General features: G+C 65.7%; 14 protein-coding genes, 4 tRNA genes and 2 rRNA genes. All 20 read right to left on the reverse strand.

What is annotated here, in order from left to right:
- Window positions 1-86 precede the first annotated feature (86 nt).
- On the reverse strand, window positions 87-1280 hold the full coding sequence (gene tuf / locus BLP95_RS15330; RefSeq protein WP_089680863.1) for an elongation factor Tu: 1194 nt from the start codon (window positions 1278-1280) through the stop codon (window positions 87-89).
- Between the two features lie 29 nt (window positions 1281-1309).
- Window positions 1310-3430 carry an elongation factor G gene (fusA, locus tag BLP95_RS15335; RefSeq protein WP_089680865.1) on the reverse strand — a complete coding sequence of 707 codons (2121 nt, stop codon included), beginning with the start codon at window positions 3428-3430 and terminating at the stop codon, window positions 1310-1312.
- Window positions 3431-3487: 57 nt separating this feature from the next.
- Entirely contained in the window at window positions 3488-3958 is a 471-nt protein-coding gene (gene rpsG / locus BLP95_RS15340) for a 30S ribosomal protein S7 (RefSeq protein ID WP_023007554.1), read from the reverse strand.
- 119 nt (window positions 3959-4077) lie between these two features.
- Entirely contained in the window at window positions 4078-4452 is a 375-nt protein-coding gene (gene rpsL, locus BLP95_RS15345; RefSeq protein ID WP_023007555.1) for a 30S ribosomal protein S12, read from the reverse strand.
- A 190-nt stretch (window positions 4453-4642) separates the two neighbouring features.
- The gene (gene rpoC, locus BLP95_RS15350) at window positions 4643-8863 is read right to left on the reverse strand and encodes a DNA-directed RNA polymerase subunit beta' (RefSeq protein WP_089680867.1); all 4221 of its coding nucleotides are present in this window, start codon (window positions 8861-8863) and stop codon (window positions 4643-4645) included.
- A gap of 82 nt (window positions 8864-8945) precedes the next feature.
- Window positions 8946-13025, reverse strand: a complete 4080-nt coding sequence (rpoB, locus tag BLP95_RS15355; RefSeq protein ID WP_089680869.1) for a DNA-directed RNA polymerase subunit beta — start codon at window positions 13023-13025, stop codon at window positions 8946-8948.
- A 237-nt stretch (window positions 13026-13262) separates the two neighbouring features.
- On the reverse strand, window positions 13263-13634 hold the full coding sequence (rplL, locus tag BLP95_RS15360; protein WP_023007558.1) for a 50S ribosomal protein L7/L12: 372 nt from the start codon (window positions 13632-13634) through the stop codon (window positions 13263-13265).
- A gap of 89 nt (window positions 13635-13723) precedes the next feature.
- Window positions 13724-14227: a 50S ribosomal protein L10 gene (rplJ, locus tag BLP95_RS15365; protein WP_089680871.1), complete on the reverse strand. Its 504-nt coding sequence runs from the start codon at window positions 14225-14227 to the stop codon at window positions 13724-13726.
- 272 nt (window positions 14228-14499) lie between these two features.
- Entirely contained in the window at window positions 14500-15192 is a 693-nt protein-coding gene (gene rplA / locus BLP95_RS15370) for a 50S ribosomal protein L1 (RefSeq protein WP_089680873.1), read from the reverse strand.
- 2 nt (window positions 15193-15194) lie between these two features.
- On the reverse strand, window positions 15195-15626 hold the full coding sequence (gene rplK / locus BLP95_RS15375) for a 50S ribosomal protein L11 (protein WP_023007561.1): 432 nt from the start codon (window positions 15624-15626) through the stop codon (window positions 15195-15197).
- Window positions 15627-15715: 89 nt separating this feature from the next.
- Complete coding sequence (gene nusG, locus BLP95_RS15380) at window positions 15716-16249, reverse strand: transcription termination/antitermination protein NusG (RefSeq protein WP_023007562.1); 534 nt, start codon at window positions 16247-16249, stop codon at window positions 15716-15718.
- Between the two features lie 8 nt (window positions 16250-16257).
- Complete coding sequence (gene secE, locus BLP95_RS15385) at window positions 16258-16626, reverse strand: preprotein translocase subunit SecE (protein ID WP_023007563.1); 369 nt, start codon at window positions 16624-16626, stop codon at window positions 16258-16260.
- A gap of 74 nt (window positions 16627-16700) precedes the next feature.
- Window positions 16701-16776, reverse strand: a tRNA-Trp gene (locus BLP95_RS15390).
- A gap of 146 nt (window positions 16777-16922) precedes the next feature.
- Window positions 16923-16997 (reverse strand) — tRNA-Thr (locus BLP95_RS15395).
- Between the two features lie 23 nt (window positions 16998-17020).
- Window positions 17021-17094 (reverse strand) — tRNA-Gly (locus tag BLP95_RS15400).
- Between the two features lie 51 nt (window positions 17095-17145).
- Window positions 17146-17229 (reverse strand) — tRNA-Tyr (locus tag BLP95_RS15405).
- 120 nt (window positions 17230-17349) lie between these two features.
- The gene (locus BLP95_RS15410) at window positions 17350-18189 is read right to left on the reverse strand and encodes a type III pantothenate kinase (protein WP_089680875.1); all 840 of its coding nucleotides are present in this window, start codon (window positions 18187-18189) and stop codon (window positions 17350-17352) included.
- Window positions 18186-19169, reverse strand: a complete 984-nt coding sequence (locus tag BLP95_RS15415) for a biotin--[acetyl-CoA-carboxylase] ligase (RefSeq protein WP_089680877.1) — start codon at window positions 19167-19169, stop codon at window positions 18186-18188. Before BLP95_RS15415 ends, BLP95_RS15410 begins: the two co-directional genes overlap by 4 nt.
- A 255-nt stretch (window positions 19170-19424) precedes the next feature.
- Window positions 19425-19540: ribosomal RNA gene (gene rrf / locus BLP95_RS15420) — 5S ribosomal RNA — on the reverse strand.
- A gap of 78 nt (window positions 19541-19618) precedes the next feature.
- A 23S ribosomal RNA gene (locus BLP95_RS15425) occupies window positions 19619-19729 on the reverse strand; the annotation flags it as partial.

The following is a 19729-nucleotide window of genomic DNA, read 5'->3' on the forward strand; positions in this document are numbered from 1 at the left end:
CGCCGCGGATGAGTGTCAAACACTCCCCGCGGTGCGCAGAAAGGGGGCTCCATGGGAGCCCCCTTCGATCATCTCAGCGCCTGGGCTTACTGGACGATCTTGGCCACGACGCCGGCGCCGACGGTACGGCCGCCTTCGCGGACGGCGAAGCGCAGGCCTTCGTCCATGGCGATCGGGGCGATCAGGGTGACAACCATCTTGACGTTGTCGCCCGGCATCACCATCTCGACGCCTTCCGGCAGTTCACAGGTACCGGTCACGTCGGTGGTACGGAAGTAGAACTGCGGACGGTAGCCCTTGAAGAACGGGGTGTGACGACCACCCTCGTCCTTGCTCAGCACGTACACCTCGGCCTCGAAGACGGTGTGCGGGGTGATGGTGCCCGGCTTGGCCAGGACCTGGCCACGCTCGACCTCGTCACGCTTGGTGCCGCGCAGCAGGGCGCCGACGTTCTCACCGGCACGACCTTCGTCGAGCAGCTTGCGGAACATCTCGACACCGGTGACGGTGGTCTTGGTGGTGTCCTTGATACCGACGATCTCGACTTCCTCGCCGGCCTTGATGATGCCGCGCTCGACGCGGCCGGTCACCACGGTGCCGCGGCCGGAGATGGAGAAGACGTCCTCGATCGGCATCAGGAACGGCTGGTCGATGGCACGCTCCGGCTCCGGGATGTACTCGTCCAGGGCCTTGATCAGGTTGGCAACGGCGGTGGTACCCATGCCGTTGTCGTCCTTGCCTTCCAGGGCCATCAGGGCGGAACCGGTGATGATCGGGGTGTCGTCACCCGGGAAGTCGTACTCGTTGAGCAGCTCGCGAACTTCCATCTCGACCAGCTCGAGCAGCTCCTCGTCGTCGACCATGTCGGCCTTGTTCAGGAACACGACGATGTACGGCACGCCGACCTGGCGAGACAGCAGGATGTGCTCGCGGGTCTGCGGCATGGGGCCGTCGGCGGCGGACACGACCAGGATCGCGCCGTCCATCTGGGCGGCACCGGTGATCATGTTCTTGACGTAGTCGGCGTGTCCCGGGCAGTCGACGTGGGCGTAGTGACGCTCCTCGGACTGGTACTCCACGTGGGAGGTCGCGATGGTGATACCACGCTCACGCTCTTCCGGAGCGTTGTCGATGGTATCGAACTCGCGCCAGTCGCCACCGAAGACCTCGGCGGAGACGCGGGTCAGGGCCGCAGTCAGAGTGGTCTTGCCGTGGTCGACGTGACCGATGGTGCCGACGTTGACGTGCGGTTTGGAACGCTCAAATTTTTCCTTAGCCACTGCTATAACCTCTTTACGTTAGCTAACGGTTAACCGTTTTGGTTGATGACGGCTTCAACGACGCTGGACGGCGCCTCTTCGTAATCCGCAAACTCCATGACGTAGCTTGCGCGGCCCTGGGTCTGAGAACGCAGATCGGTCGCGTAACCGAACATCTCAGCCAACGGAACCCGGGCGCGGATGACCTTGCCGGAGGGCGAATCATCCATGCCCGATACCAGCCCGCGACGGCGGTTCAGGTCGCCCATGACGTCACCCATGAAGTCCTCGGGGGTCACGACCTCGACCTTCATCACCGGCTCCAGCAGCACCGCCTTGGCCTTCTTGGCGCCTTCCTTGACGGCCATGGAAGAAGCGACCTTGAACGCGGTCTCGTTGGAGTCCACGTCGTGGTAGGAACCATCGTACAGCGTAACCTTGACGTCGATCATCGGGTAGCCCGCGATGACACCGTTCTGCAGCTGCTCGTAGGCCCCTTTCTCGACGGCCGGCACGTATTCCTTGGGAACCACGCCGCCGACGATCTCGGAAGCGAATTTGAAGTGCATCTCTTCATCTTCGCCCTTGTCTTCCGCGGTGAGCGGCTCGATGCGCAGCCAGACGTGGCCGTACTGGCCGCGACCACCGGACTGGCGCACGAACTTGCCTTCCTGCTCCACCGTGCCGCGGATGGTCTCGCGGTACGCGACCTGCGGCTTGCCGATGTTGGCCTCGACCTTGAACTCGCGACGCATGCGGTCGACGATGATGTCGAGGTGCAGCTCACCCATGCCGGAGATGATGGTCTGGCCGGTCTCCTCGTCGGTGCGCACCTGGAAGGAGGGGTCCTCCTGAGCCAGCTTGCCCAGGGCCACGCCCATCTTCTCCTGGTCGGCCTTGGACTTCGGCTCCACGGCCACGGAGATCACCGGATCCGGGAACTCCATGCGCTCCAGGACGATCTTGTCGTTCTGGTCGCACAGGGTATCACCGGTGGTGACGTCCTTTAGGCCGATGCAGGCGGCGATGTCGCCGGCACGCACTTCCTTGATCTCCTCGCGGGAGTTGGCGTGCATCTGGACGATACGACCCACGCGCTCCTTCTTCTGCTTGACGGAGTTGTAGACGCTGTCGCCGGAGTTGAGCACGCCGGAGTAGACCCGGATGAAGGTCAGGGTGCCGACGAAGGGGTCGGTGGCGATCTTGAACGCCAGGGCCGCGAACGGTGCGTTGTCGTCCGCCTCGCGGGTGGCGACGGTGCCGTCCTTGTCGTCCAGCTCGCCCTCGATGGCCTTCACCTCGGTGGGCGACGGCAGGTAGTCGACCACGGCATCCAGCACCGCCTGCACGCCCTTGTTCTTGAACGCCGAGCCGCAGGTGACCAGCACGATCTCGTTGTCCAGGGTGCGACGACGCAGGCCGGCCTTGATCTCCTCCTTGGTCAGCTCGCCCTCTTCGAGGTACTTGTCCATGAGCTCTTCGGACGCCTCGGCGGCGGCCTCGACCATCTGCTCGCGGCACTCGTCGGCCTTGGCCTGGAGCTCGGCGGGGATGTCGACGAGGTCATAGGTGGCGCCGAAGTCGGACTCGTTCCACAGGATCGCCTTCATCTCGATGAGATCGATGACGCCCTTGAAGTCCTCCTCGGTGCCCCAGTTGATCTGGATCGGCACGGCGTTGGCGCCGAGACGCTCCTTGAGCTGGTCGACGACCATGAAGTAGTCGGCGCCGGTGCGGTCCATCTTGTTGACGAACACCAGGCGCGGCACCTCGTACTTGTTGGCCTGACGCCACACGGTCTCGGTCTGCGGCTGCACGCCGGACGAGCCGCACAGCACCACCACGGCACCGTCGAGGACCCGCAGGGAACGCTCCACCTCGATGGTGAAGTCGACGTGCCCGGGGGTGTCGATGATGTTGATGCGGTGCTCGTCGAACTGGTGGTTCATGCCCTTCCAGAAGGTGGTGACGGCAGCGGAGGTGATGGTGATACCACGCTCCTGCTCCTGCTCCATCCAGTCGGTGGTGGAGGCACCTTCGTGGGTCTCGCCCAGCTTGTGGTTGATGCCGGTGTAGAACAGCACGCGCTCGGTCGTGGTGGTCTTGCCGGCATCGACGTGGGCGACGATACCCAGGTTGCGGTAGCGATTTAGCGGAGTCTTGCGAGCCACGGTGGAACTCCCCGTTGGTTGGCGATGCGTTGAGAAGCGCGCTTAGCGACGGTGCACTTAGAAGCGATAGTGCGAGAAGGCCTTGTTGGCTTCCGCCATGCGATGCACGTCTTCACGCTTCTTGACCGCGGAGCCCTTGCCCTCGGCGGCATCCAGCATCTCGCCGGCCAGGCGCTGCACCATGGTCTTCTCACCGCGACGACGCGCGGCGTCCACCAGCCAGCGCATGGCCAGGGCCTGACGGCGCGAGGGACGCACCTCGACCGGCACCTGATAGGTCGCACCGCCGACGCGGCGTGACTTGACCTCGACCATGGGCTGGATGGTCTCCAGCGCCTTGTCGAAGATCTCCAGCGGCTCTTCATTACTGCGCTCGGCAACCCTGTCCAGCGCACCATAGACGATGCGCTCAGCTACGGACTTCTTGCCGCTGATCATCAGGTGGTTCATGAACTTCGCCAGACGCTCGCTTCCGAACTTGGGATCCGGCAGGATCTCGCGCTTGGCCGCAACTCTTCTTCTAGGCATGATAAGCCCTCTGTTGAAGGGTCCTTCAGGTAAACCCGAGACTCCCGCCGACGGCGGCGCCCGACCTTACTCTTATCAGACCGAAATCGATTCGTGATGAATGCGTATGCCGAGGCCGATCAGGCCTTGGGACGCTTGGCGCCGTACTTGGAACGGCCCTGCTTGCGGTTCTGCACGCCGGAGGTATCCAGGGCACCACGCACGGTGTGATAACGCACACCCGGAAGGTCCTTGACACGACCGCCGCGGATCAGCACCACGGAGTGCTCCTGCAGGTTGTGGCCCTCACCGCCGATGTACGAGGAGACCTCGTAGCCGTTGGTCAGGCGTACACGACACACCTTACGCAGGGCCGAGTTCGGCTTCTTCGGGGTAGTGGTGTAGACGCGGGTGCAGACGCCGCGCTTCTGCGGGCAAGACTGCAGCGCCGGCACGTCGCTCTTGCTGACGGGGCGCTTGCGGGGCTTGCGCACCAGCTGGTTGATCGTTGCCATCTATTGCTCCAATGGGTTGCCTTGCGGAGGCGAGGTAGCCGCTCGCCTTCCTGTACTTGCTCTGTACTGCGCTTGCCTCGACAGCGGGTTCGGGCGCACCCGCCCCACTGTTAAAGGCTGCGCATTCTACTGGCTGACGCCACGCCGCGTCAAGCCCGGCGCCCCGCGAGGGGCGCCGGGCGTCGGCGGGTCAGATCTCGTCGTCATCCGAATCCAGCGCGGTGAGCTGGGCGCCCAGCTCCTGCTCGACGTCGTAGGCCGACGGCGTGGTCAGGCGCTCGGCGTCCTCGCGCTTGCGGCGACGCTCGGCATGGTGGGTCAGGCCGGTACCGGCCGGGATCAGGCGTCCCACCACCACGTTCTCCTTCAGGCCGCGCAGGTAGTCGCGCTTGCCGGTCACCGCCGCCTCGGTCAGCACGCGGGTGGTCTCCTGGAAGGAGGCCGCGGAGATGAACGACTCGGTGGCCAGGCTGGCCTTGGTGATGCCCAGCAGCACGCGCTGGTACTTGGCCGGGAAGCGCTCCTCCTTCTCGAGGCGGGCGTTCTGCTCCAGCACCCGCACCAGCTCCACCTGGTCGCCGGGGATGAAGTCGGAGTCGCCGGCATCAGTGATCTCCACCTTGCGCAGCATCTGACGCACGATCACCTCGATGTGCTTGTCGTTGATGCCCACGCCCTGGAGGCGGTAGACCTCCTGGATCTCGGCGGTGATGTACTTGGCCAGCTCCGCGACGCCCAGCAGACGCAGGATGTCGTGGGGGTTGCTGGGACCATCGGAGATCACCTCGCCCTTCTCGACGCTCTCGCCCTCGAACACCGCGATCTGGCGCCACTTGGGGATCAGCATCTCGAAGGGATCGCCGCCACCCTCGGGGGTGATGGTGAGGCGACGCTTGCCCTTGGTCTCCTTGCCGAAGCTGATCACGCCGCTGATCTCGGCGAGGATCGACGGTTCCTTCGGCTTGCGCGCCTCGAACAGGTCGGCCACGCGGGGCAGACCCCCGGTGATGTCCTTGTTGCCGGACGCCTCCACCGGGATACGCGCGACGATCTCGCCGACGCCGATCCGCGCGCCGTTGTCGGCGGTGACGATCGCCTTGCCGGGCAGCAGGTACTGCACCGGGGTGTCGGAGCCGCTGACGGTGACCGGCTGGCCGGCCTCGTCGGCGAGCAGGATCATCGGGCGCTTGTCGCGGCCGGCCATGGGACGTGCCGCCGCCTCGATCACCTCGATGGAGGAGAGACCGGTCATCTCGTCCACGCTGCGGTGGATGGTGACGCCCTCGTCCATGTCGGCGTACTGCACGGTACCCTCGGCCTCGGCGACGATGGGGTGGGTGTGGGGATCCCACTTGGCCACCGCCTGGCCGGCCTCGACGCTGTCGCCGTCGCGCACGGAGAGCTCGGCGCCGTAGGGCAGCTTGTAGTACTCGCGCTCGCGGCCGTGGTCGTCGGCGACGGCCAGGGCGCTGGAGCGGGAGACCACCACCAGCTTGCCGTCGTCACGCTCCACGTACTTGATGTTGTGCAGGCGCACCTTGCCGCCGTGCTTGACCTGGACGCTGTCCACCGCGGAGGCCCGCGAGGCGGCCCCGCCGATGTGGAAGGTACGCATGGTCAGCTGGGTGCCCGGCTCGCCGATCGACTGGGCGGCGATGACGCCCACCGACTCGCCGATGTTGACCTGGTGGCCACGCGCCAGGTCGCGGCCGTAGCACGCGGAGCACACGCCGTGGGAGGTGGCGCAGCTGATCGGGCTGCGCACCACGATCTCGTCGACGCCCATGGTGTCGAGCTCGGCGCACCACTTCTCGTCGAGCAGGGTGCCGCGCGGGATCAGCACCTCCTCGGTGCTCGGGTCGACCACGTCCTGGGCCACCACGCGGCCCAGCACGCGCTGGGCCAGGGAGACGATAATGTCGCCACCCTCGATCACCGGGTGCAGGGTGAGCCCCTCCTCGGTGCCGCAGTCGGACTCGGTGATCACCATGTCCTGGGCCACGTCCACCAGGCGGCGGGTCAGGTAACCGGAGTTGGCGGTCTTGAGTGCCGTGTCCGCCAGGCCCTTCCGCGCGCCGTGGGTGGAGATGAAGTACTGGAGGACGTTGAGGCCCTCACGGAAGTTGGCGACGATCGGGGTCTCGATGATCGAGCCATCCGGCTTGGCCATCAGGCCGCGCATGCCCGCCAGCTGGCGGATCTGGGCCGCGCTACCCCGGGCGCCGGAGTCGGCCATGATGAACACGCTGTTGAAGGAGTCCTGCTCGACCTCCTGGCCCTCGCGGTTGACCACGGTCTCCTTGGAGATGCCCGCCATCATCGCCTTGGCCACCTTGTCGTTGGCCTTGGACCAGATGTCGATCACCTTGTTGTACTTCTCGCCGGCGGTGACCAGGCCCGAGGAGAACTGGTCCTCGATCTCCTTCACCTCCTCCTCGGCGGCCGCGACGATCTCGGCCTTGGCGTCCGGGATGACGAAGTCATTGACGCCGATGGAGGCGCCGGACCAGGTGGCCAGGCGGAAGCCGGTGTACATCAGCTGGTCGGCGAAGATCACCGTCGGCTTGAGGCCGGCGCGGCGATACACCTCGTTGAGCAGCCCGGAGATGGCCTTCTTTTTCATCGGCTGGTCGACCAGCTCGAAGGGCACGCCCTCGGGCAGGATGCGGAACAGCAGTGCACGCCCCACGGTGGTGTCGCGCAGCACGCGCTGGTGGCTCTTCTCGCCGCTCTCCTCGTCGATCAGCGTCTCGTCGAGGCGCACCTTGACCCGGGCGTGCAGGGAGACGCTCTGGGTGCCGAAGGCGCGCTCCACCTCGTTGAGGTCGGAGAACACCATGCCCTCGCCCTTGGCGTTGATCTTCTCGCGGGTCATGTAGTACAGACCCAGCACCACGTCCTGGGAGGGCACGATGATCGGCTCGCCGTTGGCCGGCGACAGCACGTTGTTGGTGGCCATCATCAGCGCCCGCGCCTCGAGCTGGGCTTCCAGGGTCAGCGGCACGTGCACCGCCATCTGGTCACCGTCGAAGTCGGCGTTGTAGGCGGCACACACCAGCGGGTGCAGCTGGATCGCCTTACCCTCGATCAGCAGCGGCTCGAAGGCCTGGATGCCGAGGCGGTGCAGGGTCGGGGCGCGGTTGAGCAGCACCGGGTGCTCGCGGATGACATCGGCGAGGATGTCCCACACCTCGGGCAGCTCGCGCTCGACCATCTTCTTGGCGGCCTTGATGGTGGACGCCTGGCCCTGGGCCTGCAGCTTGGAGTAGATGAACGGCTTGAACAGCTCCAGCGCCATCTTCTTGGGCAGGCCGCACTGGTGCAGGCGCAGGGTCGGGCCGACGGTGATCACCGAACGCCCGGAGTAGTCGACGCGCTTGCCCAGCAGGTTCTGGCGGAAGCGCCCCTGCTTGCCCTTGATCATGTCGGCCAGCGACTTCAGCGGGCGCTTGTTGGAGCCGGTGATGGCGCGGCCGCGACGACCGTTGTCCAGCAGGGCGTCCACCGCCTCCTGCAACATGCGCTTCTCGTTGCGCACGATGATGTCGGGCGCATTGAGGTCGAGCAGCCGCTTGAGGCGGTTGTTGCGGTTGATCACCCGACGGTAGAGGTCGTTGAGGTCGGAGGTCGCGAAGCGGCCGCCGTCCAGCGGCACCAGCGGACGCAGGTCCGGCGGCAGCACCGGCAGCACCTCCATGACCATCCACGCCGGGTCGTTGCCGGAGTTGGCGAAGGCCTCCAGCAGCTTGAGCCGCTTGGAGAGCTTCTTGATCTTGGTCTCGGAGTTGGTCTGGGGGATCTCCTCGCGCAGGCGCTCGATCTCCTCGACCATGTCGATGTCCTTGAGCAGCGCCTGCACCGCCTCGGCACCCATGCGGGCGTCGAAGTCGTCGCCGAACTCCTCGAGGGCCTCGAAGTACTGCTCGTCGTTGAGCAGCTGGCCGCGCTCCAGGGTGGTCATGCCCGGGTCGATGACCACGAAGCTCTCGAAGTAGAGCACGCGCTCGATGTCGCGCAGGGTCATGTCCAGGAACATGCCGATGCGCGACGGCAGCGACTTCAGGAACCAGATGTGAGCGACGGGGCTTGCCAGCTCGATATGGCCCATGCGCTCGCGACGCACGGCGGCCTTGGTGACCTCGACGCCGCACTTCTCGCAGATGATCCCGCGGTGCTTCATGCGCTTGTACTTGCCGCACAGGCACTCGTAGTCCTTCACCGGGCCGAAGATCTTGGCGCAGAACAGGCCGTCACGCTCCGGCTTGAACGTCCGGTAGTTGATGGTCTCCGGCTTCTTGACCTCGCCGTAGGACCAGGAGCGGATCATGTCCGGGGACGCCAGGGTAATCTTGATCGCGTCGAACTCGTCGGACTGAGACTGCGATTTGAGGACTTTCACCAAATCTTTCATGGGGTCGGCTCCGCTGCGGAGTTGTCATGGGCGGGGGCGCAAGCGCCCCCGCGGACCGTCATAGTGTGAAGCGTCGGCCGCCTCAGCTCTCGAGCTCGATGTCGATGCCCAGCGAGCGGATCTCCTTCACCAGCACGTTGAAGGACTCCGGCATGCCCGCCTGCATGGTGTGGTCGCCATCCACGATGTTCTTGTACATCTTGGTGCGGCCCTCCACGTCGTCGGACTTGACGGTGAGCATCTCCTGCAGGGTGTAGGCGGCGCCGTACGCCTCCAGGGCCCATACCTCCATCTCACCGAAGCGCTGACCACCGAACTGCGCCTTGCCGCCCAGCGGCTGCTGGGTGACCAGCGAGTAGGAGCCGGTGGAGCGCGCGTGCATCTTGTCGTCCACCAGGTGGTTGAGCTTGAGCATGTACATGTAGCCGACGGTCACCGGACGGTCGAAGGCGTCGCCGGTACGGCCGTCATAGAGCGTCATCTGGCCGGAATCCGGCAGCTCGGCCAGGCGCAGCAGGTGCTTGATCTCGTGCTCGTTGGCACCGTCGAAGACCGGGGTGGACATCGGCACGCCCGCCTTGAGGTTCTTGGCCAGGGCGATCACCTCGTCGTCGGAGAGCGTCTCGAGCTCCTCGACCTTGGTGCCCGGGGTGGTGTTGTAGACCTGCCCCAGGAAGTCGCGGATCTCGGCCACCTGCTGCTCGCGGGCGTCGCGCAGCAGGTGCTCGATCCGGCGGCCCAGGCCCCAGGCGGCGAGGCCCAGGTGGGTCTCGAGGATCTGCCCCACGTTCATGCGCGATGGCACGCCCAGCGGGTTGAGGACCACATCCACCGGCTCGCCCTGGTCGTCGAAGGGCATGTCCTCGATGGGCATGATCGCCGAGATGACACCCTTGTTACCGTGACGGCCGGCCATCTTGTCGCCTGGCTGCAGGCGACGCTTCACCGCCATGTAGACCTTGACGATCTTGAGCACGCCCGGCGCCAGGTCGTCGCCCTGGGTGAGCTTGCGCTTCTTGTCCTCGAAGCGCTCGTCCATCTCCTTGCGACGGTTCTCGAGCTGCTCGTCGGCCTGGGCCAGCAGCTCGTTGAGCGCCTCGTCCTGCAGGCGCAGCTTGAACCACTGCTGGCGCGGCAGCTCGTCGAGGTAGCTGTCGGTGAGGGCGTCACCCTTCTTCAGCTTCGGCCCGCCGTTGACGGCCTGGCCGGAGAGAGTGCGCTTGAGGCGCTCGAAGGTGGCGTCCTCGGCGATGCGGTAGGTCTCCTGGAGGTCCTTGCGCACCTCGTCGAGCTGCATCTGCTCGATGGAGAGCGCACGGGAGTCCTTCTCCACGCCGTCGCGGGTGAACACCTGGACGTCGATGACGGTGCCCTTCATGCCGGTAGGGGCACGCAGGGAGGTGTCCTTCACGTCCGACGCCTTCTCGCCGAAGATGGCGCGCAGCAGCTTCTCCTCCGGGGTCAGCTGGGTCTCGCCCTTGGGCGTGACCTTGCCCACCAGGATGTCGCCCGGGCCGACCTCGGCGCCGATGTAGACCACGCCCGCCTCGTCCAGCTTGGCCAGCGCCGACTCGCCGACGTTGGGGATGTCGGAGGTGATCTCCTCCGGCCCCAGCTTGGTATCGCGGGAGACGCAGGTCAGCTCCTGGATGTGGATGGTGGTGAAGCGGTCCTCCTGGACCACCCGCTCGGAGAGCAGGATGGAGTCCTCGAAGTTGTAGCCGTTCCAGGGCATGAAGGCGATGCGCATGTTCTGGCCCAGGGCCAGGTCGCCCATGTCCACGGAGGGACCGTCGGCGAGGATGTCGCCACGCGCAACGCCGTCACCCGGGCGCACGATAGGGCGCTGGTTCTGGCAGGTGTTCTGGTTGGAGCGCACGTACTTGGTGAGGTTGTAGATATCGACGCCGGCCTCGCCGCCGATGATCTCGTCCTCGTTGACACGCACCACGATGCGCTTGGCATCCACCGAGTCGATCACGCCGCCGCGACGCGCCACGGCGCAGACGCCGGAGTCACGGGCCACGAAGCGCTCCATGCCGGTGCCGACCAGCGGTTTGTCGGCACGCAGGGTGGGCACCGCCTGACGCTGCATGTTGGCGCCCATCAGGGCGCGGTTGGCGTCGTCGTGCTCCAGGAACGGGATCAGCGCCGCGGCCACGGAGACCACCTGGCGCGGCGAGACGTCCATCAGGGTCACCTGCTCGGGACGCATGAAGGTGGTCTCGCCCTTGTGGCGCACCTGGACCAGGTCATCCACCAGCTTGCCGCCCTCGTCCACGGTGGCCGAGGCCTGGGCGATGACGAAGTCGCCCTCCTCGATCGCCGAGAGGTGGACCACGTCGTCGGTCACCTGGCTGTCCACCACCTTGCGGTACGGCGTCTCGAGGAAGCCGTAGCTGTTGGTGTGGCTGTAGGTGGCCAGCGAGTTGATCAGGCCGATGTTGGGACCTTCCGGCGTCTCGATCGGGCACAGGCGGCCGTAGTGGGTGGCGTGGACGTCACGCACCTCGAAGCCGGCACGCTCGCGGGTCAGGCCGCCCGGGCCGAGCGCGGAGACGCGGCGCTTGTGGGTGACCTCGGAGAGCGGGTTGTTCTGGTCCATGAACTGGGAGAGCTGGCTCGACCCGAAGAACTCCTTGACCGCCGCGGCGACGGGCTTGGCGTTGATCAGGTCCTGGGGCATCAGCCCCTCGCTCTCGGCCATGGAGAGGCGTTCCTTGACCGCGCGCTCGACACGCACCAGGCCCACGCGGAACTGGTTCTCGGCCATCTCGCCCACGCAGCGGATGCGGCGGTTGCCCAGGTGGTCGATGTCGTCCACCTCGCCGAAGCCGTTACGGATGTAGATCAGCTCCTTGAGCACGTCGAGGATGTCGCGACGGTCGAGCACGCCGGAGCCGGTGTCGCTGTCGCGACGCAGGCGGCGGTTGAACTTCATGCGACCGACGCCGGAGAGGTCGTAGCGGTCCTCGGTGAAGAACAGGTTGTTGAACAGGGTCTCGGCGGCCTCCTTGGTGGGTGGCTCGCCGGGACGCATCATGCGGTAGATCTCGACCAGCGCCTCGAGCTGGGACCCGGTGGTGTCCAGCTTGAGGGTGTCGGAGACGAAGGGACCGCAGTCCAGATCGTTGGTGTAGAGGGTCTCGAGGCGGGTGATACCGGCCTGGCCCAGCTTCTCCAGCAGCTCCGGGGTGATCTCGGTGTTGCACGGGCAGAGCAGCTCGCCGGTGTTGGGGTCGACCTGGTCCTTGGCCAGCGTCTTGCCGAAGAGGTACTCCATCGGCACCTCGAGACGCTCCAGGCCGGCCTTCTCCAGCTGGCGGATATGCTTCTGGGTGATGCGACGCCCCTCCTCGACGATCACGCCGCCATCGGCGTCCTTGATGTCGAAGGTGGCGGTCTCGCCGCGCAGGCGCGACGGCACCAGCTCCCAGGAGAAGCCGTTCTTCTCGATATGGAAGCTGCTGGTCTCGAAGAACTCGTCGAGGACCTCCTCGGCGCTCATGCCCAGCGCGCGCAGCAGCACCGTGGCCGGCAGCTTGCGGCGACGGTCGATACGCACGAAGACGTTGTCCTTGGGGTCGAACTCGAAGTCGAGCCAGGAGCCGCGGTAGGGGATCACCCGCGCGGAGTAGAGCAGCTTGCCGGAGGAGTGGCTCTTGCCCTTGTCATGGTCGAAGAACACGCCGGGGGAGCGGTGCAGCTGGGAGACGATGACGCGCTCGGTACCGTTCACCACGAAGGTACCGTTCTCGGTCATCAGGGGGATCTCCCCCATGTAGACTTCCTGCTCCTTGATGTCCTTGATCGCCTTGTTGGACGACTCCTTGTCGTAGATGATCAGGCGGACCTTGACGCGCAGGGGAGCCGAGTAGGTGACGCCGCGCAGCTGGCACTCCTTGACGTCGAACGCCGGGGTGCCGAAGCGGTAGCTGACGTACTCCAGGGCGGCATTGCCGGAGAAGCTCTCGATCGGGAATACCGACCGGAAGGCGGCATGGAGGCCGACCTCGAGACGCTCCTCGGGCGCACGGTCCTGCTGGAGGAAGTCGTAGTAGGAATCAAGCTGGATCGCCAGCAGGTAGGGCACATCCATCACTTGGGGCAGTTTGCCGAAATCCTTGCGGATGCGTTTTTTCTCAGTGTATGAGTAAGCCATCTGTATTCCCCAGCTTGTTCACCATGGGTGACCGATGCGTGGTCGGCGCCACCCGACGGGGTGCGGCTCCGTCAGGCGATGAAGGCAAGCGCCACGGAGGGTCGCTCGCCTTCTGGAATTCGGCTGGCCAGGCTGCCCGGGGCAGCGGCCAGTGACAACAGAAAAAGGCCGGCAGCGGGTGTCCCGCCACCAGCCGTGGAAGCTTACGCAGCGCGTGAAGCCATGTCGCTCAAGGACTTACTTGAGCTCCACGCCCGCGCCGGCTTCTTCCAGCTTGGCCTTGGCCGCTTCTGCATCTTCCTTGGACATGCCTTCCTTGATGGTCGCCGGCGCGCCGTCGACGGCACCCTTGGCTTCCTTCAGGCCGAGGCCGGTGATCTCGCGAACCACCTTGATCACGTTGACCTTCTTGTCGCCGGCGCTGGTCAGCACCAGGTCGAACTCGGTCTGCTCCTCGGCGGCGGCGGCTTCACCACCACCCGGGCCGGCCACGACGGCGGCGGCGGCAGAGACGCCGAACTTCTCTTCCATGGCCTCGATCAGCTCGACCACTTCCATCACGGACATGTCGGCGACGGCGTTGATGATGTCTTCTTTGGTCAGTGCCATTGTCACGTTTCCTAACTTTGCGGGAGCGACGCTCGGGCGTCGACTCGGGATTCAGTATTCGATTCGAGCTAGCGCGGGGAGTTCGCCGTTCAGGCGGCCTCCTCCTGCTTCTGGTCGCGCAGGGCGGCCAGGGTACGAACCAGCTTGCCGGCGGATGCCTCCTTCATGACGGACATCAGCTTGGCGATGGCCTCGTCGTAGGTCGGCAGGGTCGCCAGGCGGTCCAGGTCGGCGGCCGGGATCAGCTCGCCCTCGTAGGCCAGCGCCTTGACCTCGAAGTTCTTCTCCTCCTTGGCAAACTCCTTGAACAGGCGGGCGGCGGCGCCCGGGTGCTCGTAGGAGAAGGCCAGCAGGGTCGGACCCGAGAAGGTCTCGTCCAGGATCTCCCAGGGAGTTCCGGACAGGGCGCGGCGTGCCAGGGTGTTGCGGACAACACGCAGCTGGACGCCATTCTCGCGGGCCTGCTTGCGCAGGTCGGTCATCTTGCTGACCGAGACGCCACGAGAATCGGCAACTACGACGGAGAGCGCATCCTTGGCCGCTTCACTGACCTCGGCAACAATCGCCTTCTTGCCTTCGAGTGCTAGTGGCACAGTGATCACTCCTTCGTGCCGGAACCTCGCGATGAGGGTTCCGGTGGTTACCATCTCTCCCGCTCGCCCGAGGGCGTGGCGGGAGTCCTGGGTGATGGTGCTCACCAGAAGCCTGGCGGCAACACCATCTGCGCAGGCCACCCCTAGCGGGGTGATTAAGCCGCCTCAGCGAAGCGAGGCGGCACCTGCGGTCTTTGACGGTGCCCCGCCGGCGAGACTTGCTCGACACGGGGACCGCAAAGTTCTTGCTGAATGTTCGACCGTTCGCCCGATCACACCAGGGCGGAATGGTCGATGGTCAGGCCCGGGCCCATGGTGGTGGACAGGGTGACCTTCTTGAAGTAAATGCCCTTGGAGGTGCTCGGCTTGAGCTTCTTCAGGTCGGCGACCAGCGCCTCCAGATTGCCCTGGATGGCGGTCGCGTCGAAGTCGACCTTGCCAAGAGTGGTATGGATGATGCCGTTCTTGTCGGTACGGAAGCGCACCTGGCCGGCCTTTGCGTTCTTCACCGCGGTGGCGACGTCCGGGGTCACGGTGCCGACCTTGGGGTTCGGCATCAGGCCGCGCGGGCCGAGGATCTGACCCAGCTGGCCGACGACGCGCATGGCGTCCGGCGAGGCGATCACCACGTCGAAGTCGAGCTGGCCCTTCTTGACCTGCTCGGCCAGGCCATCCATGCCGACGATGTCGGCACCGGCGTCCTTGGCCGCGTCGGCGTTGGCACCCTGGGTGAAGACCGCCACGCGGACGTCCTTGCCGGTACCGTTGGGCATTACGGTCGCGCCGCGGACCACCTGGTCGGACTTGCGCGGGTCGACGCCGAGGTTGATGGCGACGTCCAGGGACTCCTTGAACTTGACGGTGGAGAGCTCGGCCAGCAGGGCCACCGCCTCCTCGAGGGAGTAGGCCTTGGTGGGGTCGACCTTCTCGCGAATCATCTGTGCGCGCTTGGACAGCTTGGCCATGATCAGAGACCCTCCACGTTCAGGCCCATGCTGCGGGCACTACCGGCAATGGTACGCACCGCGGCGTCGAGATCGGCAGCCGTCAGATCCGGCTCCTTGGTCTTGGCGATCTCCTCGAGCTGCTCGCGGGTCACGGTACCGACCTTCTTCTTGTTCGGCTCACCGGAGCCGGACTTGATGCCAGCGGCCTTCTTCAGCAGGACCGCGGCGGGCGGGGTCTTGGTGACGAAGGTGAAGCTGCGGTCGGAGTAGACGGTGATCACCACCGGAGTGGGCAGACCCGGCTCGATGTCCTGAGTCTCGGCGTTGAACGCCTTGCAGAACTCCATGATGTTCACGCCGTGCTGACCCAGCGCGGGGCCCACGGGGGGACTCGGGTTGGCCTTACCAGCTGCCACCTGCAGCTTGATGTAAGCCTGTACTTTCTTGGCCATGATAGGACTCCAGTTGGGTAATAGCGCCTTTCGGCTCCCCGGTGATGCGGCCGTTGCCCGGCCGCGATGTCAGCGCCTGGCGGAGCGGATCACTCCTTCTCCACCTGCGCGAATTCCAGCTCGACGGGGGTCGAGCGCCCGAAGATCAGCACGCTGACCTGCAGGCGGCTCTTGTCGTAGTTGACCTCTTCGACCACGCCGTTGAAGTCGGCGAAGGGGCCATCGATGACGCGCACGGACTGGCCCGGCTCGAACAGCGTCTTGGGACGCGGCTTGTCGGTGCCGTCCTGCACCCGACGCAGGATGGCGTCGGCTTCCTTCTGGGTGATGGGCGCCGGCTTCTCCTTGGTACCGCCGATGAACCCCATGACGCGCGGGGTCTCGTTGACCAGGTGCCAGGTCTCGTCGTCCATCTCCATCTCGACCAGCACATAGCCGGGATAGAACTTGCGCTCGCTCTTGCGGCGCTTGCCGTCACGCATCTCGACGACTTCCTCGGTGGGCACCAGGATCTCGCCGAAGCGGTCCTCCATGCCGAACATCTTCACGCGCTCCTTGAGGGAGCGCATGACATGCTTCTCGAAGCCGGAGTAGGCGTGAACGACGTACCAACGCTTGGACATGAGGGCTCCTAACCGATAACGCCGGACATCGCCCAGCCAAGAAGGGTGTCGATCAGCCACAGCATCAGGCCGACCACCAGCACGGCGACCAGCACGATGGCGGTGGTCTGCACGGTCTCGGGGCGGGTCGGCCACACCACGCGCTGGATCTCTTTCTTGGCGGCGCGAGCAAGCTCGGTCAGGCTGCGCCCCTTGGCGGTGGTCAGCGCCACCAGGGCGGCCACGACCGAGAGCGCCACCACGCCCAGCACGCGGTAGAGCAGTGCCTGGTCGGCAAAATAGGTGTTGCCGACCACCGCCAGCACCACCAGAGTGACGACAACCGCCCACTTGAGTCCGTCGTGGCGCGACTCTTGCACCTCGGCGCTTTGTTTCATGACAACGAGACTCCTCAGGGTGCGGCAATCGAAACGTGAAATCTTTCAGGGAAGCATGCCAGCCTGGGGAAGACTGGCAGGCCAGGAGGGAATCGAACCCCCAACCTGCGGTTTTGGAGACCGCTGCTCTGCCAATTGAGCTACTGGCCTGTATCTGCATGACACCACCCTTTGCAGGCGGCTTGCTACAGCGGGCGCCATGATAGCGAAAGCCGTTTCGCCTGGCAACCCCTCTCTCCGCGACACACCCGCCGGGAAGAAAGAGAAAAGGCGAGCCTGGGCTCGCCTTTTCGATGTGGAGCTCATGGACGGATTTGAACCGTCGACCTCACCCTTACCAAGGGTGTGCTCTACCCCTGAGCTACATGAGCGCAACCTTTGCATCCGAAGATGCTGGAGCGGGCAGCGGGGATCGAACCCGCATCATCAGCTTGGAAGGCTGAGGTTCTACCATTGAACTATGCCCGCCTGCCCACTCTTTGCGACCTCGATGACTCACCCGTCACCGCGATCTGATTCTGGTGGAGGGGGAAGGATTCGAACCTTCGAAGCTTTCGCGGCAGATTTACAGTCTGCTCCCTTTGGCCACTCGGGAACCCCTCCAACTGGCGGTATATCTTATCACCGCAGGCCCCGATGTCAAGTTGCTGTTTTATCAGCTTCTTCGACCGGCGACGCACCACGCTTCGTGCTGCCCTTCGCCTCGGAACGCGGCGCATTGTGTCAAAGCAGCATGGAAAACGCAAGCCCCGCACGGATCTTTTCCAGCCCCACCGGTGCCGGCACCCACGGCGCCCCGGCCATGCGCCCTGCCCGCTCCGCCGCGGTGAGCGGGAAGCAGGCCTCGAGCCCGCCGTAGACCATGTCGGGCCACACCGCGTGGGGCACCTGCAGCCCGCGGGAGACGACCCTCGCATCGCCGCCGGTGACCAGCAGCGGCAGCGCCACCCCCTCGCTGTCGCACACCTCCGCATAGACCCGGTTGATGGCGCTGACCGCGGCCATGTAGATGCCGTGGTTCACCGCCTCCACCGTGCGCCGCCCCGGCACCAGCAACTCCTCCGCCTCGCTGTCCGGGTCGATCGCCACGTTGCGGGTGCCGAGCTTGAGGCTCTCCTTCATCAGCCGCAGGCCGGGCAGGATGTAGCCGCCCAGGTGGCGGCCGCCGGGGAGCACGAAATCGATGGTGATGGCACTGCCGCAGTCCACCGCGCAGCACCCCCCGGCCAGCTGGTAGCCGGCCAGGGCGCCCAGCCAGCGGTCGACGCCGAGACGCTCGGGCTCCTCGTAGCCGTTGGTCACGCCCAGCGCCTCCGGGGTCGAGCGCGCCACGTGCACGCTGCCCACCCGCTGGCGCAGCAGGGCGACGGTCTCGTCCAGCACCGCACGGCGTGCCACGCTGGAGATGCGCACCGCCTCCACCACGTCGAGGTCGGGGATATCCGCGCCCGGGCGCCACTCCTCGCGGGTCCACACCGCACCCCGGGAACGGATCTCGCTGCTGTCGGCATCCTTCAGGCGCCACTTCGAGAGGGTATTGCCGATATCCAGGTCAAGAATCATGGTCGCACGCGCACGCTGATCTCCCCTCCCGCCAGGGCATGCCGACGACCCGACCGGCTGACCATCAGGTTGCCCGACGCATCGACGCCCTCGGCCGTCGCCACCTCTCGTCCCTGGCCGTTGAGGATATCCACCTCGCGGCCGGCGAAGGCGTGGCGCGCGTTCCAGGCGTCACGCCAGGGGGCGAAGCCCTCACGCTCGAAGTCGGCGACCAGCGGCAGCAGCGCCTCCAGCAGGTCCACCGCCAGGACGTTGCGCGAGATGCCCGGGACCTGGTCCTCCACGGCCGCGGCCGGCTGATCCATGGTGCCGCGGAAGGTCTCGGGCAGGGAGACGTTGATGCCCATGCCGATCACCACCTCGCAGGGGCCCGAGGCATCGCCGCTGACCTCCACCAGGATCCCGGCGAGCTTGCCGAAACCGCCCTCGGGGGTCTCGAAGAGCACATCGTTGGGCCACTTCAGGCACGGCCTGGCGCCGCGGGCCTCCAGCACCTGTGCCAGAGCCACGCCCACCGCCAGGCTGAGCCCCTCCAGGGCGGCGATGCCGGAATCCACCCGCCAGCCCAGCGAGAGCATCAGGCTGCGCCCCCAGGGGGTGTTCCAGGTCCGCCCGCGGCGGCCGCGCCCCGCGCTCTGCTGCTCCACCAGGCACACCTCGCCGTGCCCCGCCCCATGGGCGAAGCGCTCGCGCAGGAAGGCGTTGGACGAGGGCAGCGTCTCCTCGACGAACAGCCGGGTCAGGTGGGTACGCGCCTGGCGCGAGAGGCCGGCGACGATGCGCGGGCCATCGAGGAGCTCCAGCGGCTCGGCGAGGCGATACCCCTGCCCCTTCACCGCCTCCATGGCGATGCCCAGCGACTCGAGCTTGTGCAACTGCTTCCAGACCGCCGCCCGGGACACCCCGAGCTGCTCGCCGAGCTGCTGCCCGGAATGGAACTCGCCATCGCTCAGCAGGCGTATCAGATCACCGATGGTCATGCATGGGCCCCGACCGGATAAAACGCCATTCTAGCGGAAGCGGCATGCTCCCGGAAACGCCGACCACCGGACCCCGAGCGCAAAAAGCCCCGACCATCTCACGATGATCGGGGCTTTTCTGAATAAGTGCCTGACGATGATCCGGGCGGCGCTCCGCTACTCTCCATGGGGAGACCCCCAGAACGACGAAACCCCCCATGGGGAGACCCCCAGAACGACGAAACCCCGACCAGTGGCCGGGGTTTCTTAATAAGTGCCTGACGATGACCTACTCTCACATGGGGAAACCCCACACTACCATCGGCGCTGAGCGGTTTCACTGCTGAGTTCGGCATGGGATCAGGTGGTTCACGCTCGCTATGGTCGTCAGGCGAAAAGGGTGCGAATCATGCTGGCGAGATCGTCTCGCGTATCCGGCCGTGTGTCATCACAGACCGCTTGGGTGTTATATGGTCAAGCCTCACGGGCCATTAGTACCGGTTAGCTCAACGCCTTGCAGCGCTTCCACATCCGGCCTATCAACCAGCTGGTCTCGCTGGGCCCTTCAGGAGGCTCGAGGC

It is taken from the genome of Halomonas shengliensis (assembly GCF_900104135.1).
Taxonomy (GTDB): Bacteria; Pseudomonadota; Gammaproteobacteria; order Pseudomonadales; family Halomonadaceae; genus Halomonas; species Halomonas shengliensis.